We start from the raw sequence: 22,277 nt of genomic DNA on the forward strand, positions 1-22,277 counted from the left end.
GACGCCCATGATCAACGCCGGAGGGCCGCGGCGGCGGGGAGCCAGTCGATCCTGCCGCCGTGCGGGGCGGTGTAGGCCAGCGGTTCGCCGTCCAGGGCCAGCAGGAAGCGCGACTCCTCGGCGGCCGGCGGCTCGGGGAGGCGGTCGCGGACGCCCGCCAGCACGGGTACGCCCTCCTGCGACAGCCACCGCACCGGCAGCCCGCTGACCGTCTCCACGAACGCCTCCCGGGCGGCGGCGTCCAGGTAGGCCAGCACCGCGGTGTGGAACACGACGACCGTCGCCCCGGCCGGCATCCGCGCGACCAGCGCGGGCAGCTGCTCGACCAGGTCGCCGCGGACGACCTCGGCGGGCTCCCGGGCGGCGATCGCGGCCGCGGCGGCGAGCCGGTCGCGGCGCTCCTCCATCCCGGGCCAGATCAGCGCCTGCAGCCAGGCGACGTCGTCGGGGTCGGCCGGGTCCAGCGGGTCCAGGTCGATGCCGGCGCGGGCGGCCACCTGGGGCACGCGGGTCGGAACCGGTCCGTCACCGGTCACCGTGCACCGCAGCTGGACCGCGCTGCCGGCGTCCCCGACCCGGCCGGTGGGGTACGCGTAGCCGTACCGGTCGGGGTACAGGCACAGGCCGGCCGAGGCGCCGACCTCGACCAGCGCCAGCGGTCCGGGCAGCGTCGACAGCACCGGGAGCAGGGCCGCGCAGCGGGCGGCCTCGTTGGTCTGGGTGGCGCGGGCGAGCATCGTGGCCCGCAGCCGGTCGGCGTCGCCGACGACCCACTCACGCAGCTCGGCGCCGTCGGCCGGCGGGCCCCCGTGCAGGAACGTCAGCGCCCCGAGCAGCAGGTTCGCCTGTCGCTTGGGCGCCGGCAGCATGCCGAGGAAGCCCAGGACGTCGGCGTCGCCGGCCACCGCCGCGGCCAGCTCGGCGTACCGCGGGGAGACCCCGGCGGCCTCGACCTCGGCGAAGCGCCGGTAGTGGCCGGCGAGGTCGGTCAGTTCGTCGTCCAGCGCCCTCATGGCAGCGTCCTCATGTGGTCGTCAGGTCCCGGGTGGCCGAGCCGGCGGCCCGAAGCAGGTCCTCGCGGGTCGGGTCGACCAGCACCCGGCCGTCGGGGCGGATCACGAGCGGCCGGTCGGTGTCGGGCAGCCCCGCCTCGGCCAGCAGCCGGCGGGCGGCGTCGTCCTCGGCGGGGTCCAGCCACTGGTGGGCGATGCCGTCGTCGGCCAGCCGCTCGCGCAGCTCGACGCTGGCCGGCCACCGGCGGTCACCGACCACCCGCAGCCCGCTGGCCTGGCCGATCAGCATCGCCCGGCGGAGCAGGAACGACCGGGTGACCAGGTCGTTGATCTCCCGGTTGCGGGCCAGCAGGGAGCGCAGCCGCTCCAGCGTCAGCACGATGACCTCGCCGGCCTCGGCGACCACCAGCGAGCGCACCGGCCGCTGGCCGGCCAGCTGGTTGAGCCCACCCAGGAAGCGGCCGGGGCCGTGGACCGCGATCACCCGCGGAGCGGCGCCGTCGACGCCCTCCAGCGGACCCTCGACGATCGCGACCGACCCGGACACGATGACGAAGAAGTCGTACTCGGCCGCCCCGGAGCGCAGCAGCACCTGCTTGTGCTCGGTGCGCACCCGCCGGCCGACCCGCTGGAACTCCCGGCAGTGCTCCGGGGTCAGCCGGGGCGTGGACCCGTCGTCCGGCGTCTCCTCGAAGTGGCCGCCGGGCACCTTCATCAGGCCGGGCAGCTGGGCCGTCGGCGACAGCGTCACGGTGGGCACCGCCTGCGTCGGGGCGGGCAGTTCCCGGCGCTGCGGGCCGCGGGGGTCGGAGTCCAGCAGGGCTGCGGCCAGTGCGTCGGTGACGGTCGGGCCCTCGTGCCGGACACCGTTGACGAAGAAGGTCGGCGTGCCGGCGACCCCACTGGCCTCGGCGGAGGCGACGTCCTCGCGCACCCGGGCGGCGAAGGCGCCGTCCCCGAGGTCCTGCGCGAACCGGCCCAGGTCCAGGCCGAGCGCGGCGGCGTGGTCGAGCAGCTCGCCGGCCTCCAGCTGGTCCTGGTGGGCGAACAGCCGGTCGTGCATCGCCCAGAACGCGCCCTGCGCACCGGCGGCCTCGACGGCCTCGGCGGCCAGCTCGGCGTGCGGGTGGACGTCGGGCAGCGGCAGGTGCCGGAAGACGTACCGCAGGTCGTCGCCGAAGCGCTGCCGCAGCTCCTCGACCACCCCGGTGGCCCGCCCGCAGAACGGGCACTCGACGTCGCCGTACTCGACCAGCTCCAGCGGGGCGTCCGGGCGGCCGCGCACGTGGTCCCGCGCGGGGTCGACCGGCGGGTCCAGCCGGGTCGGGCCGGTGGGCTGCTCGACCGGGTCGCGGCGGGCCAGCCAGCGGAACCAGCCCAGGCCCAGCGCCGCGGCGACCACGGCGGCGGCCAGGATGCCGACCATCGCCTCGTCGCGCAGGTCGGTGTCGGGGAAGGCCAGGTCGGCGACGAACAACGAGACGGTGAACCCCAGGCCCGACAGCGCGGCACCGCCCCACACGCTGCCCAGCCCCACCCCCGGCGGCAGCGCGCCCAGCCGCAGCCGCACCGCCAGGGTCGCGGCCCCGCCGACCCCGACCAGCTTGCCGACGACGAGGGCGGCGAACACCCCCAGCGTGACCGGCGAGGTGGCCGCCCGCTGCAGCAGGTCGCCGCTGACGTGCACCCCGGCGTTGGCCAGCGCGAACACCGGGACGACGACGTAGCCGCTCCAGGGCACCAGCAGCGCCCCGATCCGCTCGTTGGGCGAGATGGCCCGCTCGACCGAGAGCTTGGCCTGCCGGGCGAGGGAGACCTGCGGCGACTGCCGGAACGCCCGGGCCAGCACGCCGGCGGACTCGACCTCGGCCCGCCGCGGCGGGTAGGCGCTCACCAGCAGCCCGAGGACGACGGCGCCGATGGTGGCGTGCACCCCGGAGGCGTTCATCGCCAGCCACATCGCCGTGCCGACCGCGAAGTACGCCGGCCCGCGCCACACCTGCAGCCGGGCCAGCAGCGAGAACGCGAGGATGCACAGCGCCGCGATCGCCAGCGCGGTCAGGTCGACGTCCTCGGAGTAGAAGACGGCGATCACGGTGAGCGCCCCGATGTCGTCGACCACCGACAGCGACAGCAGGAAGACCCGCAGCTGGGTGGTGGCCCGCGGCCCGGCCAGCGCCAGCGCCCCCAGCAGGAACGCGGTGTCGGTGGCGATGGGGATGCCCCAGCCGTGCGCGCCCGGGCCGCCGGCGTTGAACGCGAGGTAGATGGCGGCCGGGAGGGCCAGCCCGGCGAGGGCGGCGATCACCGGGATCGACAGCCGGCTGCGCTGGGTCAGCTCCCCCATCTGCAGCTCGCGGCGGACCTCCATGCCGATGAGGAAGAAGAAGAAGCACATCAGGCCGTCGTTGACCCAGTGCCGCAGGTCCTCGCTCACGGCCATGTCGCCCAGCCGGAGCGAGAACCCGGTGTGCCACACCTGCTCGTAGGTGTCGCTCCACGGGGAGTTCGCCCAGGCCAGGGCCGCGAGGGTGGCGGCGACGAGCAGCCCGGCGCTGGCCGCCTCGGTCTGCAGCATGCGCCGCGCCTGGGCCGAGAGCTGGGCGACCAGGTGCCGGGACCCCGACGTCGTGGTGGTGCGTGGTGCCGCGGTCATGCGGTCTTCCTACCGTCCCCGGATGACGGCCGACGACGCGTTGTGCACCACAGGCGTGACGCGGGCCGTCGCGGGTAGCGGGGCAGGGTGACTGCTGAGACGACGGCGAGCGATCTGCGGCGGGCCTCCGGGGCCCCGGGCGGCGGCGAGGTGGTGCTGGTCGTCGGCGCCTCCTCCGGCATCGGCCGGGCGAGCGCGATCGAGTTCGCCCGGCGCGGCGCCTCGCTGGTGCTGGTGTCCCGGAGCGCGACCACGCTGGCCGACGCCGCGGCCGACTGCCGCGCCGCGGGGGCCAGGGCCGTGGAGTGCGTGCCCGCCGACGTCCTGGACCCCGCCGCCGTGCAGTCCGCCGTCGACCGGGCCACCGGCACGTTCGGCCGGCTGGACGTCGTCGTGCACGCCGCGACCGTGATGGCCTACGGGCGGATCGAGGACGTGCAGCCGGAGGTGTTCGAGCGGGTCGTCGACACCGCCGTCCTGGGCACGTTCAACGTCTTCCGCTCGGTGCTGCCGGTGCTGCGCGCCCAGCGGCGCGGGCACGTGGTGGTGGTCAGCTCGCTGCTGGCCTCGATCACCGCCCCGACGATGGGCTCCTACGTGACGGCGAAGTGGGGTCAGCTCGGGCTGGTGCGCACCCTGCAGCAGGAGCTGCGCGAGCTGCCCGACGTGCACGTCTCCGCCGTCGCCCCGGGCGGGACCACCACGCCGATCTACGACCAGGCCGCGACCGTGCTGGGCAACACCGGCCACCCGCCGCCGCCGGTCTACACCCCCGAGCGCGTCGCGCGGCACGTGGTGGCCCGGATCGACCGGCCGCGCCGGCTGAAGCAGTCCGGCTTCGCCAACCCGGTGATCATCGCGGGGTTCCGGCTGCTCCCGCCGGTGTTCGACCTGCTGGTCGGGCCGCTGCTGCGGGTGTTCGGGATGTCCCGCGACACGGTGCCGCCCACCACGGGCAACGTGTTCGCGCCCGTGCCGGAGAAGGAGTCGACCCGCGGCGACTACTGGGGCCTCTAGGCCTCAGGCGGGCAGGGCGGTGCGCTTGTCCCGCCGGTGGGAGCGCCACAGCGCGACGCCGGCGACCGCGCCGGCGGCCAGCAGCACCATCGTCATCCCGTAGCCGTTGCCGTCGGCGGGCAGCGACGTGCCGGCCGGGCACTGGTTGACGGCGCTCGCGTTCGACAGCGTGACGCCGTCGAGCGTCCAGCTGCCTCCCCACGCGTCGGAGGCCGGGGCCGTCACCGCGAAGGCGCCGGGGTGGCTGCCGGGGGCGAAGGTGGTCGGCTGTGCCCCGTCGTAGCGGCTGGGCGTGATCACGTTGCTCGGCCCGCGCGGGATGGTCTGCGTGACGTTCGTGTTGTTGACGTAGCCGAGCAGCACGCTGACGGTGCCGTCGCTGTTGGGCTGGTAGCAGGAGGCCGTCGGGGTCACCGTCCCGGCCGCCTGGGCGGTGGCGGGGCTGACCAGCAGCGCGAGTGCGGCCACCAGCCCGGCCAGCAGCACCTGCCCGGCCCGTCGTCCTGCGGTGTTCGCCGTCCGGCGCGTGCGCATCCTGCACCTCGTCCTCTGTCCGACCGGCGGCTCGTCCGCCCATCGGAGCCCCATCGGCAGGCGCGGGCCGGCAGCACAGCTGCCGACGGCGCCGGTCACCCGGACGAGGGAGGCGCGGCCGGGCTCCGCCGCCGCGCTGCGGCGGAGCCCGGCCGGCGGATCAGGGTTCGACGGTCACCTTGATGGCCACGCCCCGCTGCACGATCGAGAACGCGTCGAGGACGCGCTCCAGCGGCACGTGCTCGGTGATCAGGTCCTTCACCGGCACCAGGCCGCTGGAGATGTACTCCAGCGCCCGCTTGTTGTGCTCGGGCGCCGAGCCGTTCGCGCCGTGGATGTGCAGCTGGCGGTAGTGGACGACGTTCGAGTCGCAGGTGATCGTCGGGTTGGTCTTGGGCAGGCCGCCGAAGAACGAGATCCGGCCGTTGCGGGCCGCCGCCGCGATGGCCTGCTCCTGGGTGACGTTCGCCGCGGTCGCGGTGATGATGACGTCGGCGCCGCGACCGTCGGTGAGCTCCTTGATCCGGGCGACCACGTCGACCTCGGCGCCGTTGACCACCTCGTCGGGCTGCACGGCGGCGGCCGACATCTCCAGTCGTTCGGCGTTGACGTCGACCAGGATCACCTTGCCGACCTTGTGCACGCCGCGGGCGATGCGGATGTGCATGCACCCGATCGGGCCGGCACCGAAGACGACGAGGGTGTCGCCCTCCTCGATGCCGAGCAGCTCCTGGGCGTTGATGGCGCAGGCGAAGGGCTCGGCGGCCGAGGCCTCGTCGAACCCGACGTTCTCCGGGATCCGGTTGAGCCCGTCGACCGCCAGCACCTGCTGGGGCACGATCATGTACTCGGCGAACCCGCCGTCGTACTGGTAACCGATGGAGGTCTGGTTCTGGCACACCGCCATCCAGCCCTTGCGGCACTCGTGGCAGTGCCCGCAGGGCACGGCCGCGATGACCTGGACGCGGTCGCCCACGGCCCAGGAGCTGCCGTAGGTGCTGTTCACGTCGGCCCCGACCTCGACGATCTCGCCGGCGACCTCGTGGCCCATGATCCGGGGCGGCGTGAGGTTCTGGTGGCCGTTGTGGAAGGCCTTCACGTCGGTCCCGCAGGTCGAGCAGTTCCTGACCGCGATCTTGACCTCACCGGGACCGCACTCGGGCTCCGGGACGTCCTCGAGCCGTACGTCCTCGGGTGCGTAGAACCGCAGGGCCTTCATCTCGTCCTCCAGGTGCCGGGGCGATGACGGCGCCCCCTGCCGTCCGGTACGGCCACAGCGCCACCGGTGTCGGCGGTCACTGTAGAGCGCATCTCACCATCCGGTTGCGTGGACTTCCGTGTGATCGTGTGGCTTTGCGGCTCTTGACCGCGCCCGCCGGGCCAGATATACAGACGAACACAGATCATCGTGACTGCGATCACAGATGACACAGCCCGCCGTCCCCCGCCCGAGCGACCCGCGTCGACCGGTCACAGAACGTCATCCAGGAAGGTCATCCATGGCCACGACCACCCATTCGGCGCCACGCTCGGGAGGGCTGCGCGTCCGCGTCCAACGGTTCGGGACGTTCCTCTCGAACATGGTGCTGCCCAACATCGGCGCGTTCATCGCCTGGGGCCTGATCACCGCGCTGTTCATCGAGACCGGCTGGATCACCCTCATCGGTGACGCCCTCGGCCACACCGGCGGCTACGGCTTCGTCGAGGACCTCGGCGCCTGGGGCTCCGGCGCCGAGGGCACCGGGATCGTCGGCCCGATGATCACCTACCTCCTGCCGCTGCTGATCGGCTACACCGGCGGCCGGATGGTGTACGACAACGAGGTCCGCGGCGGCGTGGTCGGTGCGATCGCCACCATGGGCGCCATCACCGGGGCCAGCGTGCCGATGTTCCTGGGCGCCATGGTCATGGGCCCGCTCGGCGGCTGGACGATGAAGCGGCTCGACGCCCTGTGGGCGCACAAGATCCGCCCCGGCTTCGAGATGCTGGTCAACAACTTCTCCGCCGGCATCTGGGGCGGGTTCCTCGCCGTGGTCGGCTTCGTGCTCGCCGGGCCCCTCGTCGAGGCGTTCAGCACGCTGGCGGGCAACGTCGTCGACACCCTGGTCGAGAACAACCTGCTGCCGCTGACCTCGGTCTTCATCGAGCCGGCCAAGATCCTGTTCCTGAACAACGCCATCAACCAGGGCATCCTCACCCCGCTCGGCACGAACGAGGCGCAGCAGGCCGGGCAGTCGATCCTCTTCCTGCTCGAGGCCAACCCCGGCCCCGGCCTGGGCCTGCTGCTGGCCTTCGCCCTGTTCGGCCGCGGCGCCGCGAAGTCCTCGGCTCCCGGGGCGATCCTCATCCACTTCGTCGGCGGCATCCACGAGATCTACTTCCCGTACGTGCTGGCCAAGCCGAAGCTCATCGCGGCGGTGATCCTCGGCGGCATGGCCGGTGTGGCCACCAACGTCGTCTTCGGCTCCGGTCTGCGCTCGCCCGCGTCCCCCGGTTCGATCATCGCCGTCTGGGCCGCCTCCCCGCCCAGCAGCCTGGTCGGCGTCACCGCGTCGGTCCTGGTCGCCGCCGGGGTCAGCTTCCTGGTCGCCGCCTTCCTGCTGAAGCTGGACAAGGACGACGACGGTGACCTGAGCGCGGCGACGGCGGCGATGGAGGCCCGCAAGGGCAAGAAGTCCTCGATCTCCTCGGCGCTGGTGGGCTCGGGCGGCGGCCGCACCGACGGCCCCATCCACTCCATCGTCTTCGCCTGCGACGCCGGCATGGGCTCCTCGGCGATGGGCGCCTCGGTGCTCCGCCGGAAGGTGCACGGCGCCGGCTTCAAGGACGTCACCGTGGTGAACAAGGCCATCTCGAACCTGACCGACACCTACGACCTCGTGGTCACCCACGAGGACCTCGCCGAGCGGGCCGAGGAGCGGACCGGGTCGGCGCGCCACGTCTCGGTCAGCAACTTCATGGACAGCCCGCGGTACGACGAGATCGTCGAGCTGCTGCAGCAGACCAACGGCGCGGCCGGCGCCGCGACCGCGGCAGCCGCGGTGGACGGCGCGGACGTGGGCACCGCGGCGGACCGGACCGGCACGGGCGTGGGGGGCAGCGACCTGCTCTCCCGCGACAGCATCGTGCTCGACGGTCGCGCCTCGGGCTGCGACGCGGCGATCACCGAGGCCGGCGAGCTGCTGGTGGCCGCCGGCGCGGTCGAGGCCTCCTACGTCCCGACCATGCACGAGCGCGAGACCTCGGTGTCGACCTACATGGGCAACCTGCTGGCGATCCCGCACGGCACCAACGAGGCGAAGTCCGCGATCCGGCGCTCGGCGATCTCCTTCGTGCGCTACCCGCAGGGCATCGACTGGAACGGCAGGGAGGTCAAGTTCGTCATCGGCGTCGCCGGTGCCGGCGACGACCACCTGAAGCTGCTCGGGAAGATCGCGGAGGTGTTCACCGACTCCGCGCAGGTCGCCCGGCTCGAGTCGGCGCGCACCCCGGCCGACGTCATGGCCGTCCTCGGCGCCATGCAGCCGGCCTGACGCAGGACCCACCCGACGGCCCCGGCCGCGACCACCTGGTCGCGACCGGGGCCGTCGTCGTCTCAGCGGGGTGGGTCAGCGGGGGTGGGTCAGCGGGGGTGGGTCAGCGGGGGTGGGTCAGCGGGCGTAGCGGGCGGCGGCGCGCTCGCGGGCCTGCGCGGCGAGCACCTCGCGGTCGCGGGGCGGCGCGGCGGTGACCAGGTCGGCGAGCAGGTGCTCGGTGGCGTGCGCGATCTCCTCGACCGCCCGGTCGAACGCGGCCTGGTTGGCCTGCGAGGGCTTGGTGGAGCCGCTGACCTTGCGCACGTACTGCAGCGCTGCGGCCCGCACCTCCTCCGACGTCGTCGCGGGCGCCAGGTTGTGCAGCACGTGGATGTTCCGGCACATGCCCGAGACCGTAGGGCCGAAGTCGCGACTATGGCCCCTGGAGGGAGTCGGTGACCGTCGTGGTGGGGCGGCCGCCGCGGGCGAGCTCGCGGCTGATCACCATCCGCTGGATCTGGTTGGTGCCCTCGAAGATCTGCATGACCTTGGCCTCGCGCATGTACCGCTCGACCGGGTACGCCGAGGTGTACCCGTAGCCGCCGAGCACCTGGACGGCGTCGGTGGTCACCCGCATCGCGTTGTCGGTGGCCACCAGCTTGGCGATCGCCGCCTGCTGCCCGTAGGGCTGGCCGGCGTCCTTGAGCCGCGCGGCCGACAGGTAGGTGGCCCGCGCGGTCTCGACGGCGGCGGCCATGTCGGCCAGCAGGAAGGCCAGCCCCTGGTGCTCGATCACCGGGACGCCGAACGCCTCGCGCTCGCGGGCGTAGGCGACCGCGTCGTCCAGCGCGCCCTGCGCCAGCCCGGTGGCCACCGCGGCGATCCCGAGCCGGCCGGCGTCCAGCGCGGCCAGCGCGAGCGGCAGCCCGTCGCCCTCGGCGCCGACCCGCCGCTGCGCGCCGACCCGCACGCCGGCGAACCGCATGGTGGCCGTCGTCGACCCGGTCAGCCCCATCTTCGACTCGGCCCGGTCGGCCGACAGCCCGGCCGCGCCCGCCGGGACGACGAAGCAGGAGACCCCGCGCGAGCGGGACGCCGAGGTGCGCGCCATCACCGTGTACGAGTCGGCCTGCCCACCGTGCGTCGTCCAGGCCTTCTCCCCGGTGAGCACGTAGTCGTCGCCGTCCCGGACGGCGCGGGTGCGCATGGCGGCGGCGTCGGAGCCGGCGTGCGGCTCGGACAGGCAGTAGGCGCCCAGCAGCTCACCGGACAGCAGGTCCGGCAGCAGCGCCGCCTGCTGCTCGGGCGTGCCCGCGGTGGCCAGCGCCCAGCAGGACATGCCGTGCACGCTCACCCCGACCGCGACGCTGGCCCACACCGCCGCGATCTCCTCGAGCACCTGCAGGTGCACCTCGGCGGGCTGGGCGCCGCCGCCGAACTCCTCGGGGTAGGGCAGGCTCAGCAGCCCCGCCCGGCCCAGCGTGCGGAAGACCTCCCGCGGGAAGCACCCCTCGGCCTCCACGGCGGCGACCCGGGGCGCGAGCTCCTCGCGGGCCAGCTCGCGGGCCAGGTCGAGCAGGTCGGCGGCCTCGACGGTGGGGACCAGGCGACGCACGGGCACAGCACACCTCCGCAGGGCCGGGACCTCGTCGTCCCGGCGGCCTCCGACGGTACCCAGCTCAGCCGTCGGGCCAGGCCAGGTCGGCGATCATCGGCGAGTGGGTGCTCGGGCCCGCCGCCCCCTCGACGCTGCGCACCGGCACCAGGCCGCTGACCAGCACCGCGTCCACCCGGGCCACCCCCGGGCCGGGTCCGCGGGTCAGCGCCGGCCAGGTGCCCACCGCCCGGTGGACGTCGACCAGCCCGGCGTCCCGCAGCTCCCCCAGCGGCTGGTTGAGCGGCGCGGAGTTCAGGTCGCCGCCGAGCACCACCGGCCGCCCCGCGGCGATGAGGCCGGCCGCGACGTCGGCGTAGCGCCGGGCCTCGGTCACCCGCAGCCGTGCCGCCTCGCTGGTGCCCCCGGCCGGGTTGACCGCCTCCTTGTCCGGCAGGCAGCCGATGCACGGCGAGGCCAGGTGCACCGAGAGGACGGCGAGCGCCCGGCCGCCGACGTCCAGGGTGACCAGGTCGGTGGGGCGGGCACCCTCGGGCAGCCCGGTCACCGGCGCGACGTCGGTGATCGGCAGCCGCGAGACCACGGCGTCGCCGTCACGGACGTGCTCGCCGATGAAGGTCCCGAAGCTGCGGTACGGGTAGCCGGGCAGCACCTCCAGGGCGGGCCGGGACCGGTCCGTCACCTCCTGCAGCAGCAGGACGTCGGGCTGCTCGCGCGCGATGAGGTCGTACAGGCCGTCCAGCGGCGCGGTCTGGGTGAGGTTGTACGTCGCCACCCGCAGGTCGCGTTCGGGCTCGTCGCCGGGCAGCCGGTTGAGCAGGTAGGGCCCCTGCAGCACCGCGCACACCACCGCCGGGACGGCGACCGCGGTCACCACCGGCCAGGAGCGCAGCGCCGCGGCCGCGACGACCAGCAGCGGCGCCGGGGCCAGCCACCATGACGAGGCCAGCGCGGCCCCGTAGGTCAGCGCCGTCCGGTCGCGGAGCACGGCCACCGCGAGCAGCACCAGCGTCGCCAGCGCCCCGTAGGACGCGAGCACCCCCAGCGACCACCGCAGCCAGCGCGGCCGGGGAGGTGGGGTGAGGCGTCGCAGCACCCGTCCATGGTGGGGCGCGCCGGGCGCCGTCCGGACCGATCCCCCGTCCCGGGGCAGTCGTCTTCGTCACCCCGTCACCGGACGGCCTACCAGTGGGTAAGGTGAGCCTTCCCAACCTCGTCAGGTCCGTCCGCCGTCCCCAGGAGCCGCTCGTGGCGCAACGCACGGCTGCCCGGCCGGCCGAGGAGGCGGCTCCCCGCCGTGGCCTGCTGCGGGGCACCGGCACCCGGGCGGCCGGCCTGTGGGTGCTGCTGGTGCTGGCGGTGGCCGCCTGCGCGCTGAGCATCAGCGTCGGCACCCGCCCGATCGGCCTGGGCACGGTGTGGCACGCGCTGCTCGACGCCTCCACCCCCGGCGACGAGACGGTGATCGTCCGCCAGCTCCGGGTGCCGCGCACCCTGCTGGGCGTGCTCGCCGGGCTCGCGCTGGGCGCCTCCGGTGCGCTGATGCAGGGCCACACCCGCAACCCGCTGGGCGACCCGGGCCTGCTGGGCGTCACCGCCGGCGCCTCGTTCGCCGTCGTCCTGTCGATCTCGCTGCTGGGCCTGAGCACCCCCAGCAGCTACATCTGGCCGGCGCTGGCCGGCGCCCTGCTGGCCAGCGTGGCGGTGTTCGCCATCGGCTCGGCGGGCCGCGGCGGGGCCACGCCGGTGAGCCTGGCGCTGGCCGGCTCGGCGTTGACCTACCTGATGTTCGCGCTGGTCCAGTCGATCACCATCCGCGAGTCCTCGACGCTGGACGCCTTCCGGTTCTGGATCGTCGGCGCCCTCGCCGGCCGTGACGCGACCGTGGTCGTCCAGGTGGCCCCCTTCGTCGTGGCCGGGCTGGTGCTCGCGGTGGTCAACGCGCCGGCGCTGAACCTGCTCGGGCTCGGCGAGGACGTCGCCCGCGGCCTGGGCCAGCGGGTCTGGCTGGCCCGCGCCGTCGGGCTGGCCGCGATCACGCTGCTGGCCGGCGGCGCGACCGCCGCCTGCGGGCCGATCGCCTTCGTCGGGCTGGTCGTGCCGCACGTGGCCCGCGCGCTGACCGGCCCCGACCACCGCTGGCTGGTCCCGGCGTCGGCGCTGCTCGGCGTGATCGCCCTGCTGCTGGCCGACGTGCTCGGGCGGGTCGTCGCCCGGCCCGGCGAGCTGCAGGTCGGCATCGTGCTCGCGGTCGTCGGCACACCGTTCTTCATCGCCCTGGTCCGCCGCCGCCGGCTGGTGCAGCTGTGACCCTCGCCGCGCCCACCCGCACCCCCGCGTCGCACGCCCGCCCCCGGCGCACGCTGCGGGTCGGGCCGGTGTCGACCACCTACCGCCGCCGCTCGCTGGCCGTGCCGGTGCTGGTGCTGGTGCTCCTGCTGCTGGTCTCGGCGGTGAGCCTGGGCCGCGGCGACTACCCGATCAGCGTCCCCGAGGTCCTCGGCGCCCTGGTGGGCGGCGGCGACGACACCGCGCGGTTCATCGTGGTCGAGCTGCGCGCGCCCCGCATCGCCGTCGCCGTGCTGGTCGGGCTGGCGCTGGGGGTCTCCGGCGCGCTGATCCAGACCTTCGCCCGCAACCCGCTGGCCAGCCCCGACGTCCTCGGCGTGACCGGCGGGGCCGCGATCGGCGCGGTGGCCGTGATCGTGGCCGGCGGGGGCACCACCGCCGTCGGCGCGCTCGGCGGGCTCGGGGTGCCGGCGGCCGCGCTGCTGGGCGGGCTGGTGATGGCTGGGCTGATCTTCGGGCTGGCCTGGCAGGCCGGCATCGACGGCTACCGGCTGGTGCTGGTCGGCGTCGGGCTGTCGGCGATGGCCCAGGCGGTGGTCTCCTACCTGCTCACCCGCAGCGCTCTGTTCGACGCCGCCGCCGCGAACGTGTGGCTCACCGGCTCGCTCAACGGCCGCGGCTGGGACCAGGCCCGCCCGCTGGCGATCGCGCTGCTGCTGCTCGTCCCCGCCGCGCTGGCGATGACCCGGGTGCTGGACGCGCTGCAGTTCGGCGACGAGACGGCCCGGGCGCTGGGCGTGCGGGTGCCCCTGGCCCAGCTCGCCGTCGTCCTCGTCGCGGTCGGGCTGGCCGCGTTCGCGGTCTCGGCGGCCGGGCCGATCCAGTTCGTGGCCCTGGTCGTGCCGCAGATCGCCGTCCGGCTGACCGGCGGCTCCCGGCCCCCGCTGCTCACCGCCGGCCTGCTCGGGGCGCTGCTGCTCACCGCCAGCGACCTCGTCGCCCGCACCGCGCTGCCGGAGACGTTCCCCGTCGGGGTCGTCACCGCGGTGGTCGGCGCTCCCTACCTGCTCTGGCTGCTGGTCCGCGGAAGGCGGCGATCCACCCTGTGACCGCACTCGACACCCCCATCCCCGCCCCGACCGCGCAGGTCCGCCTGGCCGCCGACCGCGTCCGGCTGGCCTACGGCGACAAGGTCGTCGTCCACGACCTGGACCTGCAGCTGACCGACGGGTCGTTCACCGCGATCGTCGGGCCGAACGGCTGCGGCAAGTCCACGCTGCTGCGCGCGCTGGGCCGGTTGCTGCGCCCCACCGGGGGCAGCGTCCTGCTCGACGGCCGGGTGATCACCTCCACGCCCACCCGCGAGGTGGCCAAGGTGCTGGGCATGCTGCCGCAGACCCCGCTGGCGCCCGAGGGGCTCACCGTGGCCGACCTGGTCGCCCGCGGCCGGCACCCGCACCAGAGCTGGCTGCGCCAGTGGTCCTCCGACGACGAGGCCGTGGTCACCGAGGCGCTCACCTGGACCGACATGGCCGACCTCGCCGACGCCCCGGTCGACGCGCTGTCGGGCGGGCAGCGGCAGCGCGCCTGGATCTCCATGGCGCTGGCCCAGGGCACCGACCTGCTGCTGCTCGACGAGCCCACCACCTACCTCGACCTCGCCCACCAGGTCGACGTCCTGGAGCTGATCGCCCGGCTGCACACCGAGCGCGGCCGCACCGTCGCCGTCGTCCTGCACGACCTGAACCTCGCGGCCCGCTACGCGCAGCGGCTGGTGGCGATGAAGGACGGCGTCCTGGTCGCCTCCGGCACGCCGGCGGAGGTGCTCACCGAGCAGCTGCTGGCCGAGGTGTTCGAGCTGGAGGCCCGCGTCGTCCCCGACCCGGTGACCGGCACCCCGATGGTCGTCCCGGTCCGCCGCCTGCGCCGCTAGTCGCGCGGGTCCTGCGGCCGGCCGGCCACGACGTCGTCGGGCAGCGGCGCCACGACGTCGTCCGGCAGCGGGGCCACCGTGTTGGGCAGCAGCCCGGGCGCCGGCTCGACGACGAGGTGGAAGTCCTCGCCGTGCCGGGTGATGCCGTCGACGACCGCCTGCTCGACCGCGTCGCTGGCGTAGGCGCGGCGCAGCACCAGCGGGTCCGAGCGCAGATCCTTGGCCAGGGCCACCGCCATGCCCACCATCACCAGCGCGAAGGGCAGCGCGGCGATGATCGTCAGGTCCTGCAGCCCGGTCAGCGCGTCGTCCCCACCGGCCAGCAGCATGATCGCCGCGACGGCGCCCATGACCACGCCCCAGAAGACGACGATGCCGCGGCCGGGGTGCAGCGTGCCGCGCTGGGACAGCGAGCCCATCACGATCGAGGCCGCGTCGGCGCCGGAGACGAAGAAGACGGCCACCAGCACCATGACCAGCACCGTCGTGACGGTGGCCAGCGGGTACTGCTGGAGCACGCCGAACAGCTGCCCCTCCGGCGTCGACCGCCCGGCCACGTCGGTGCCGCCCTGCTGGGCGGCGATGCCGGCCCCGCCGAAGACGGCGAACCAGACGAGGCTGACCGTGCTGGGCACCAGCAGCACGCCGGTGACGAACTGCCGGATGGTCCGGCCGCGGCTGATCCGGGCGATGAACAGCCCGACGAACGGCGTCCAGCTGATCCACCAGGCCCAGTAGAAGACCGTCCAGCCGCGCAGCCACTCGGCCATCGCGTCGCCGCCGGTGGCCTCGGTGCGCCCGGCCATCTCGCCCAGGTCGGAGAAGTAGGCGCCGATCGCCTCGGGCACCAGGTTCAGGACCAGCACGGTGGGGCCGGCGACGAAGACGAACAGCGCCAGGACGACGGCCAGCACCATGTTCGTCGTCGAGAGCCACTGGATGCCCTTGGCGATCCCGGACACCGCGGAGACGACGAACGCCGCGGTCAGCACCGCGATGACCGCCACCAGCACGCCGTTGCCCACGTCGCCGGCCCAGCCGAGGATCTCCATGCCGCTGCCGATCTGCAGCGCACCCAGGCCCAGCGAGGCCGCCGAGCCGAACAGGGTGGCGAAGACAGCCAGGACGTCGATCAGCTTGCCGGCCGGGCCCTCGGCCCGCCGGCGCCCGATCAGCGGAGCGAACGCCGCGCTGATCAGCTGGCGGCGGCCGCGGCGGAAGGTGCCGTAGGCGATGGCGAGCCCCACGACGGCGTAGATCGCCCACGGGTGCAGCGTCCAGTGGAAGAGCGTGGTGGCCAGGGCGGCGCGCACCGCCTCGGGGCTCTCCGCGGCGACGGTGCCGGGCGGGGGCGTCACGTAGTGCGCGAGCGGCTCGCTGACGCCGTAGAACATCAGCCCGATGCCCATCCCGGCGCTGAACATCATGGCCACCCACGACACCGTGCGGAACTCCGGTGCCTCGCCGTCGCGGCCCAGCGGGATGCGCCCGTACCGGCCGGCGGCCAGCCAGACGACGAAGACGACGCAGGCCGAGGCGACCAGCACGAACAGCCAGCCCAGGTTGGTCTCGACCCAGGTCAGCGCGGTCCCGCTGGCACTGCCCAGGCCGGTCGGTGTGGCCAGGCCCCAGGCGACGAAGGCGAGGGCGACCACCGCGGCGACCCCGAAGACGGCGGTGTCCAGCCGACCGCGACCGTCCGCCGCGGCCGGCGGCTGGGCGAGCGCGGGGTGCTGGTGACCGTGGGTGGTGCGGGCGCGCCCGCGTGGTGCGACAGGTGTGCTCACTGGCGGGTGCGGCGCCCCTGCGGGTGCCTCTCCTCTCGGCTCGGCGACACGCCGGTCGTCCCGGGGCTGGGGACGCCGACCTGCCCTGTCACGGTGCGCCGGGCGGGAGCACGACGCAAACCGGGGACGATCACGATCCGGTGACGGTGAGTCACCACAGTCGTGCACCCCGCCGTCGCCGTGACGACCGCCGCAGGCCACACTGGACGGCGATGGACGTGCTCTCCGAAGGTCCGGTCACCGACGCCCTCTACTGGTTGCGCGGTCCCGGCCTGCACGCGCTGCTCATCGTGCTCGGCGCCGTCCTGCTGGCCCGGCTGGTGAGCTGGGCGGGCAACCGGATCACCGACCGGATCGACGCCGCCGCGACCGGCTCGGACGCCCTCGTCCGGTCCGAGGCCGCCAAGCACCGGCACTCGCTCACCCAGGTGCTGACCTGGGCGGCGATCGTGCTGATCTGGTCGGTCGCGGTCATCTTCGTGCTGGACACCCTCGGCCTGCCGGTCACCGGGCTGGTCGCGCCGGCCACCGTGCTCGGCGTGGGCCTGGGCTTCGGCGCCCAGCGCATCGTCGGCGACGTGCTCGCCGGGTTCTTCCTGATCACCGAGCGGCAGTACGGCTTCGGCGACGTCGTCGCGATCCAGGTGGTCGGCGGCGGCGACCCCGCCGAGGGCACCGTCGAGGACGTCAACCTGCGGATCACCCGGCTGCGCTCGGTGAACGGCGAGGTCGTCATCGTCCCCAACGGGCAGATCGTCAAGGTCGTCAACCTCTCCCGCGACTGGGCGCGCGCCGTCGTCGACGTCCCGGTGCCCGCCACCGCCGACGTCAACCGGGTGCAGCAGGTGCTGCGCGAGGTGGGTGAGCGGGCCTTCGCCGACGCCCGGCTGCACCGGCTGCTGCTGGACGCACCCAGCGTGATGGGCGTCGAGAGCCTGGCCCTGGACGAGGTCAACCTGCGGATCGTGGCGCGCACCCTGCCCGGCAAGCAGTTCGAGGTCGGCCGTGACCTGCGCGCCCGGGTGGCGCTGGCGCTGTCCCGCGAGGGCGTCTCGCTGCGGGCGACCTCACAGGAGGACGACGTCCGCGACGAGGCCCTGGCCGAGGACCGGGCCCGCAGCGGGGGTGCCGCGTGACCCGGCGGTCCGACGAGCAGCCCACCACCGTGCTGCCGCAGCAGACGGTCGAGCAGCCCTCGGTGACCACGTCGCCGGCGACCCGCCGCAGCCGCACCTGGCACCACCGCATCCCGGCCCGGATCGGCCGCGCGCGCAGCTCCACGGTGGTCATCGGCGCGCTGTTCGTGCTGCTGGGCGGGCTGAACGTCGTCCTGCCCACCGACCCCTACGTCACGGTGCCCACCGAGTACGGCGACGTCCGGGTGCGCTCCTCGCAGCTGACCCGCACACCCACCCCGACGCCCACCTCCGAGGCGCCCGCCGGGCCGGCCACCACGGAGGCGCCGGAGACCTCGGCGCCGGTGCCGGTGCCGACGAGCGCACCGCGCACGACCCCCGGCCAGGACGAGGAGACCACGACCCCGCCGACCCCCAGCACCACCGGGGGCGAGGAGACCACCGCGCCGACGACGCCGGCCGAGCCCACCGCCACCAGCCGCTCGGCGGCGACCAGCGCGCCCTCGCGCACCGCGGAGACGACCGTCCCCACCCCCACGGCCACGGCCACGGCCGACCCGACCGGCTGACGCCTCAGGACGCGGTGACGACCGCGATCCCGGGCTCGCGGCCGATCGCGGCCAGGGCGGCACCGGCGCCGTCCAGGCCGAGCTGCTGGGTGACCAGGCGCTCGGGGTGCAGCCGGCCGGCGGCGATGAGCGAGAGCATCGCCGGGTAGTCGGCGGCGGCCATGCCGTGGCTGCCCAGCAGCGCGAGCTCGCCGGCGATCACCAGCTCCATCGGGATCTCCGGGCGGCCCAGCGCCGGGGGCAGCAGACCCACCTGCACGTGCCGGCCGCGGCGGCGCAGGCTGCGGATCGAGTTCAGGCAGGTGACGGCCGCGCCGAGCGCGTCGAGCGAGACGTGCGCCCCGCCCCCGGTCAGCTCCGCGACCGCGGCCGGGACGTCGCCGCTGCCGGGAACGGTGTGCTCGGCGCCGAACTGCCGGGCCAGCTCCAGCGCCCCCGGGGCGACGTCGACGGCGACCACCCGCGCGCCGGCGGCGACCGCTACCTGGACGGCGGACAGCCCGACGCCGCCGCAGCCGTGCACGGCCACCCACTCCCCCGGCCGCACCTGCCCGACCCCGGTCACGGCGCGGAAGGCGGTGGCGAACCGGCAGCCCAGGCTGGCGGCGGTGGCGAACGGCATGTCCTCGGGCAGCGCGACCAGGTTGACGTCGGCGGCCTCGAGCGCGACAAACTGCGCCAGCGAGCCCCAGTGGGTGAACCCGGGCTGGGTCTGGTCCTCGCACACCTGGCCGGCGCCCTCCCGGCACGGCGGGCAGTGCCCGCACGCGCAGACGAAGGGCACGGTCACCCGGTCGCCGACCGCCCAGTCCCGCACCCGGTCGCCGACCGCGGCGACGGTGCCGGCGAGCTCGTGCCCGGGCACGTGCGGCAGGACGACGTCGGGGTCGTGCCCCAGCCAGCCGTGCCAGTCGCTGCGGCAGATGCCGCTGGCCCCCACCTCGACGACCACCCCGTCGCGGGACGGCGTCGGGTCGGGCACCGACCGGACGTCGAGCGGGCCACCGAACTCCTCGAACACGAGCGCGCGCACGGGCACAGCCTGCCCCAGCGGCAGACTGGGCCCGTGGACGACCTCACCGCTCTCCGCCAGTCCTGCGACCGCGCGCTGGCCGGGCACGGCCCGCAGACCGCCGCCGACCTGCTCGCGACCGTCCCGCCCGACACCGCGGTCGACCGGTACGGCGCCGGCGGGGTCGTCGCCGAGCTGGAGGCCGAGGTCGCCGGGCTGCTCGGCCAGGCCGCGGCGGTGTACCTGCCCAGCGGCACGATGGCCCAGCAGGCCGCGCTGCGGGTGCACGCCGGGCGGCGTGGGCGGCGGACCGTCGTCTTCCACCCGCAGTGCCACCTCGAGGTGCACGAGGGGCGTGCGCTGGAGCGGCTGCACGGGCTGCTGGGCCGCCCGGCCGGGCACCGCGACCGGCTGCTCACCCTCGCCGACCTGGAGGCCGTGGCCGAGCCGCCGGCGGCCCTGCTGGTCGAGCTGCCGCAGCGCGACCTGGGCGGACAGCTGCCCGCCTGGGACGACCTGGTTACGCAGACCGACTGGGCCCGCGGCCGGGGGGCGGCGGTGCACCTGGACGGCGCCCGGCTGTGGGAGGCCGCCGCCGGCTACGGCCGCCCGCCGGCCGAGGTGGCCGCGCTCTTCGACACCACCTACGTCAGCTTCTACAAGGGCATCGGCGCGTTGGCCGGCTGCTGCCTGGCCGGGCCGGAGGACGTCGTCGCCGAGGTGCGCGAGTGGCGCGGCCGGATGGGCGGCACGCTGTTCGGCCTGTGGCCCGGTGCGGCCTCGGCGCTGACCTGCCTGCGCCGCCGGCTGCCGCTGTTCCCCGGCTACCTGGAGCGCGCCCGCGAGGTGGCCGCCGCCGTGCACGACCTGCCCGGCGTGAGCGTGGTGCCCGACCCGCCGCAGACGCCGATGCTGCACCTGCTGCTGCGCACCACCCCCGAGGGGTTCACCGCCGCCGCCCGCACCCTCGCCGAGCAGGGACTGTGGACCTGGGAGCGGGCGGTGCCCACCGCGGACCCGGCCGTGCAGCGGGTCGAGTTCGCGGTCGGCGACGCCACGATGGCGCTGTCGGTGCCCGAGATCCGGGAGGCCGTCGCCGCGCTCGCCGGCTGACCACTGGCGCGCGGGACGGTCCCGGCGGCCGGGCGTCGCGTGGCACAGGTGGGAGGCGTCGCATACCGTCGACCGCACGCGGTGCTCCATCCAGACGTAGCGCGGTCCCCCGTCGTCGCCGGTCGCCGGCACCACCCCGGAGCAGCCCGGGACCAGCAGAGAGAACTGATGACCGCATCGACTCTGGACGGCGCCTCGCCGTCCCCCGCCGGGGCACCTCGTCCCGAGCGCGCCCGTGACCGTCAGGTCAGCGTCTACGCCGAGCTCTCGCAGCAGGTGAAGGACGCCGGGCTCCTCGACCGCCGGCGCACCTGGTACGCGGTCACGATCGGGCTGACCGCCCTGGCGTTCGTCGCCACCTGGGCCGGCATCGTGGCCCTCGGCGACTCGTGGTGGCAGCTCGGCCTAGCCGTCGTGCTGTCGCTGGTGCTCACCCAGTTCGCCTTCTTCGGCCACGACACCGCCCACCGGCAGGCGTTCGGGTCGCACACGGTGAACGAGTGGTCGGCCCGGGTGCTCTCCTGCGGGGTCACCGGCATCGGCTACGGCTGGTGGATGCAGAAGCACAACCGGCACCACAACGCGCCCAACCAGATGGGCAAGGACCCGGACATCGTCTCCGAGGTGCTGGCCTTCACCCCCGACGACGCCGCCGAGCGGATGAGCGGGCTGCGTGGCTGGTTCACCCGGCACCAGGGCTGGGCGTTCTTCCCGCTGCTGGGCTTCGAGGGCACCGCGCTGCACGCCAACAGCATCGCCACGCTGGTCCGGGAGAAGTCGATGCCGCGGCGCCGGCTGGAGCTGACGATCATCGCCGTCCGGCTGATCGCCTACGTCGCGGTCGTCTTCCTGGTCATGCCGCCGCTGCTGGGCGTGGCCTTCATCGTCGTCCAGCAGGCCGTGTTTGGTCTGCTGATGGGCGGGTCGTTCGCGCCCAACCACAAGGGCATGCCGATCGTGCCGAAGAACGCCAAGGTCGACTTCCTGCGCCGTCAGGTGCTCATGTCGCGCAACATCCGCGGCGGCCGGGTCACCGACTTCATGATGGGCGGCCTGAACTACCAGATCGAGCACCACCTCTTCCCGAGCATGCCGCGGCCGAACCTGAAGAAGGCCCAGCCGCTGGTGCGCGCGCACTGCGCCAAGCACGGGATCAGCTACACGGAGACCTCGCTGGTCGGCTCCTACCGCGCGGTCGTGCGGTACCTGAACCGGGTCGGCATCGCCGAGCGCGACCCGTTCACCTGCCCGCTGGTGGCCTCGACCCGCAACTGAGGAAGGACCCCGTCGCCCCCAGCACGCGCAGGCTCGCGGCGGGGCCCTGCAACGGGGCCTGACCGACGGCCCGGCTCCCTCGCGGAGCCGGGCCGTCGTCGTTCAGCGGGTGGTCAGCAGGACCAGGACGACGACCAGCACGAAGAACGCGGCGACGGCGGCCAGCCCCGCCCAGTGCCGGCGCCGGGTGCTGACGCCGTCCAGGACACCGGCGAGGAAGCCCTGGGGTACCGCCGCGGTGCGCCCGGCGAGGTGCGTGCGCAGCGCCGTCTCCACCCCGGCCGCGGGGCGGTCGTCGGCCGGCAGCAGCTCCTCGACCCGGTCCAGCCCGCGCAGCGTGTCGGAGGCGACGGACTCCTCCGGGACGCCCAGGTCGGCGGCCGTCTGCTGCACCGAGCGCCCCTCGCCCAGGCGCAGGACGAGCACCGCACGCTGCTGCGCGGGCAGCCGGCCCAGGGCCGTGGTCAGCGCGCTGCGCACCGGCGGGGCGGGGACCGGCGCCAGCGACAGGCCGCGCAGCAGCGGCGTGGCCGCCACCGCCTCCCGCAGCTGGGTGCGCCGGTGCCAGCGGGGGTGCTCGGCCAGCAGCGCGGCGCGGGCGGCCGGCGCCCGGTCGGCGGCGGCCAGCTCCCCCCACCGGCGGTGGACGGCGCCCAGCGCGGCCGACGCCAGCTCGACGGCCTCGGTCGGGTCACCGGTCAGCAGGACCGCCGTCCGCAGCAGCGCCGGGGCCTGGTCGGCCACGAACGCCGCGAACGCGCCGTCGTCGGTGGTGCGCATGCCGGCCCCTCCCGCCGTCGTGGGTGCCCATGG

At 75.0% G+C, this 22,277-nt stretch carries 19 protein-coding genes; 9 read left to right on the top strand and 10 right to left on the bottom strand.

Annotated elements, in window-relative coordinates; all coding sequences use genetic code 11:
- Positions 1-11: 11 nt before the first annotated feature.
- Both ACGBYP_RS09560 and nhaA read right to left on the bottom strand, forming a co-directional pair.
- A complete protein-coding gene (locus tag ACGBYP_RS09560) occupies positions 12-1,013 on the bottom strand; it encodes a DUF2332 family protein (protein WP_411583391.1) in 1,002 nt (333 codons plus the stop codon).
- 10 nt (positions 1,014-1,023) lie between these two features.
- A complete protein-coding gene (gene nhaA, locus ACGBYP_RS09565; RefSeq protein ID WP_411583393.1) occupies positions 1,024-3,669 on the bottom strand; it encodes a Na+/H+ antiporter NhaA in 2,646 nt (881 codons plus the stop codon).
- 87 nt (positions 3,670-3,756) lie between these two features.
- On the opposite strand from nhaA, the gene ACGBYP_RS09570 reads away from it, so the two are divergent.
- The gene (locus ACGBYP_RS09570) at positions 3,757-4,686 is read left to right on the top strand and encodes an SDR family NAD(P)-dependent oxidoreductase (RefSeq protein WP_411583395.1); all 930 of its coding nucleotides are present in this window, start codon (positions 3,757-3,759) and stop codon (positions 4,684-4,686) included.
- A gap of 3 nt (positions 4,687-4,689) precedes the next feature.
- On the opposite strand, the gene ACGBYP_RS09575 is transcribed toward ACGBYP_RS09570, so the two are convergent.
- Both ACGBYP_RS09575 and ACGBYP_RS09580 read right to left on the bottom strand, forming a co-directional pair.
- On the bottom strand, positions 4,690-5,220 hold the full coding sequence (locus ACGBYP_RS09575) for a hypothetical protein (RefSeq protein ID WP_411583397.1): 531 nt from the start codon (positions 5,218-5,220) through the stop codon (positions 4,690-4,692).
- Between the two features lie 160 nt (positions 5,221-5,380).
- Entirely contained in the window at positions 5,381-6,439 is a 1,059-nt protein-coding gene (locus ACGBYP_RS09580; protein WP_411583399.1) for a zinc-dependent dehydrogenase, read from the bottom strand.
- 280 nt (positions 6,440-6,719) lie between these two features.
- On the opposite strand from ACGBYP_RS09580, the gene ACGBYP_RS09585 reads away from it, so the two are divergent.
- On the top strand, positions 6,720-8,753 hold the full coding sequence (locus ACGBYP_RS09585; protein WP_411583401.1) for a PTS mannitol transporter subunit IICBA: 2,034 nt from the start codon (positions 6,720-6,722) through the stop codon (positions 8,751-8,753).
- Between the two features lie 117 nt (positions 8,754-8,870).
- On the opposite strand, the gene ACGBYP_RS09590 is transcribed toward ACGBYP_RS09585, so the two are convergent.
- The 3 genes from ACGBYP_RS09590 to ACGBYP_RS09600 are packed head-to-tail and all read right to left on the bottom strand — an operon-like array spanning position 8,871 to position 11,446.
- The gene (locus ACGBYP_RS09590) at positions 8,871-9,140 is read right to left on the bottom strand and encodes a DUF2277 domain-containing protein (protein ID WP_411583403.1); all 270 of its coding nucleotides are present in this window, start codon (positions 9,138-9,140) and stop codon (positions 8,871-8,873) included.
- Between the two features lie 28 nt (positions 9,141-9,168).
- The gene (locus ACGBYP_RS09595) at positions 9,169-10,356 is read right to left on the bottom strand and encodes an acyl-CoA dehydrogenase family protein (protein WP_411583405.1); all 1,188 of its coding nucleotides are present in this window, start codon (positions 10,354-10,356) and stop codon (positions 9,169-9,171) included.
- 58 nt (positions 10,357-10,414) lie between these two features.
- A complete protein-coding gene (locus ACGBYP_RS09600; protein WP_411583407.1) occupies positions 10,415-11,446 on the bottom strand; it encodes an endonuclease/exonuclease/phosphatase family protein in 1,032 nt (343 codons plus the stop codon).
- Positions 11,447-11,598: 152 nt separating this feature from the next.
- On the opposite strand from ACGBYP_RS09600, the gene ACGBYP_RS09605 reads away from it, so the two are divergent.
- The 3 genes from ACGBYP_RS09605 to ACGBYP_RS09615 are packed head-to-tail and all read left to right on the top strand — an operon-like array spanning position 11,599 to position 14,572.
- Positions 11,599-12,660: a FecCD family ABC transporter permease gene (locus ACGBYP_RS09605; RefSeq protein WP_411583409.1), complete on the top strand. Its 1,062-nt coding sequence runs from the start codon at positions 11,599-11,601 to the stop codon at positions 12,658-12,660.
- Positions 12,657-13,748 (top strand): FecCD family ABC transporter permease, encoded by a 1,092-nt coding sequence (locus ACGBYP_RS09610; protein WP_411583411.1) that lies wholly within the window; start codon positions 12,657-12,659, stop codon positions 13,746-13,748. The genes ACGBYP_RS09605 and ACGBYP_RS09610 overlap by 4 nt, the downstream gene beginning before the upstream one ends.
- Positions 13,745-14,572 (top strand): ABC transporter ATP-binding protein, encoded by an 828-nt coding sequence (locus ACGBYP_RS09615; RefSeq protein ID WP_411583413.1) that lies wholly within the window; start codon positions 13,745-13,747, stop codon positions 14,570-14,572. Before ACGBYP_RS09610 ends, ACGBYP_RS09615 begins: the two co-directional genes overlap by 4 nt.
- On the opposite strand, the gene ACGBYP_RS09620 is transcribed toward ACGBYP_RS09615, so the two are convergent.
- Complete coding sequence (locus tag ACGBYP_RS09620) at positions 14,569-16,359, bottom strand: BCCT family transporter (protein ID WP_411583415.1); 1,791 nt, start codon at positions 16,357-16,359, stop codon at positions 14,569-14,571. The genes ACGBYP_RS09615 and ACGBYP_RS09620 overlap by 4 nt on opposite strands.
- 212 nt (positions 16,360-16,571) lie before the next feature.
- Between ACGBYP_RS09620 and ACGBYP_RS09625 the strand changes: the two genes are divergently transcribed.
- Together ACGBYP_RS09625 and ACGBYP_RS09630 are read left to right on the top strand one after the other, a co-directional pair.
- Positions 16,572-17,495 (top strand): mechanosensitive ion channel family protein, encoded by a 924-nt coding sequence (locus ACGBYP_RS09625; RefSeq protein WP_411583417.1) that lies wholly within the window; start codon positions 16,572-16,574, stop codon positions 17,493-17,495.
- On the top strand, positions 17,492-18,064 hold the full coding sequence (locus ACGBYP_RS09630) for a hypothetical protein (RefSeq protein WP_411583419.1): 573 nt from the start codon (positions 17,492-17,494) through the stop codon (positions 18,062-18,064). The genes ACGBYP_RS09625 and ACGBYP_RS09630 overlap by 4 nt, the downstream gene beginning before the upstream one ends.
- A gap of 4 nt (positions 18,065-18,068) precedes the next feature.
- On the opposite strand, the gene ACGBYP_RS09635 is transcribed toward ACGBYP_RS09630, so the two are convergent.
- Entirely contained in the window at positions 18,069-19,097 is a 1,029-nt protein-coding gene (locus ACGBYP_RS09635) for a zinc-binding dehydrogenase (RefSeq protein WP_411583421.1), read from the bottom strand.
- Between the two features lie 33 nt (positions 19,098-19,130).
- Between ACGBYP_RS09635 and ACGBYP_RS09640 the strand changes: the two genes are divergently transcribed.
- Positions 19,131-20,189 carry a threonine aldolase family protein gene (locus tag ACGBYP_RS09640; RefSeq protein WP_411583423.1) on the top strand — a complete coding sequence of 353 codons (1,059 nt, stop codon included), beginning with the start codon at positions 19,131-19,133 and terminating at the stop codon, positions 20,187-20,189.
- 168 nt (positions 20,190-20,357) lie between these two features.
- Entirely contained in the window at positions 20,358-21,464 is a 1,107-nt protein-coding gene (locus tag ACGBYP_RS09645) for a fatty acid desaturase family protein (protein WP_411583425.1), read from the top strand.
- 102 nt (positions 21,465-21,566) lie between these two features.
- On the opposite strand, the gene ACGBYP_RS09650 is transcribed toward ACGBYP_RS09645, so the two are convergent.
- Entirely contained in the window at positions 21,567-22,244 is a 678-nt protein-coding gene (locus ACGBYP_RS09650; protein ID WP_411583427.1) for a sigma factor-like helix-turn-helix DNA-binding protein, read from the bottom strand.
- Positions 22,245-22,277 lie beyond the last annotated feature (33 nt).

Source organism: Modestobacter sp. SSW1-42 (genome assembly GCF_046635825.1).
Taxonomy (GTDB): Bacteria; Actinomycetota; Actinomycetes; order Mycobacteriales; family Geodermatophilaceae; genus Modestobacter.

Bases quoted from the DNA above. Each gene is read 5' to 3' on its own strand.
- ACGBYP_RS09625 (WP_411583417.1), top strand. From the start codon at position 16,572: ATGGACGTGCTCTCCGAAGGTCCGGTCACCGACGCCCTCTACTGGTTG.
- ACGBYP_RS09645 (WP_411583425.1), top strand. From the start codon at position 20,358: ATGACCGCATCGACTCTGGACGGCGCCTCGCCGTCCCCCGCCGGGGCA.
- ACGBYP_RS09650 (WP_411583427.1), bottom strand. From the start codon at position 22,244: ATGCGCACCACCGACGACGGCGCGTTCGCGGCGTTCGTGGCCGACCAG.
- ACGBYP_RS09575 (WP_411583397.1), bottom strand. From the start codon at position 5,220: ATGCGCACGCGCCGGACGGCGAACACCGCAGGACGACGGGCCGGGCAG.
- ACGBYP_RS09585 (WP_411583401.1), top strand. From the start codon at position 6,720: ATGGCCACGACCACCCATTCGGCGCCACGCTCGGGAGGGCTGCGCGTC.
- ACGBYP_RS09580 (WP_411583399.1), bottom strand. From the start codon at position 6,439: ATGAAGGCCCTGCGGTTCTACGCACCCGAGGACGTACGGCTCGAGGAC.
- nhaA (WP_411583393.1), bottom strand. From the start codon at position 3,669: ATGACCGCGGCACCACGCACCACCACGACGTCGGGGTCCCGGCACCTG.
- ACGBYP_RS09590 (WP_411583403.1), bottom strand. From the start codon at position 9,140: ATGTGCCGGAACATCCACGTGCTGCACAACCTGGCGCCCGCGACGACG.
- ACGBYP_RS09560 (WP_411583391.1), bottom strand. From the start codon at position 1,013: ATGAGGGCGCTGGACGACGAACTGACCGACCTCGCCGGCCACTACCGG.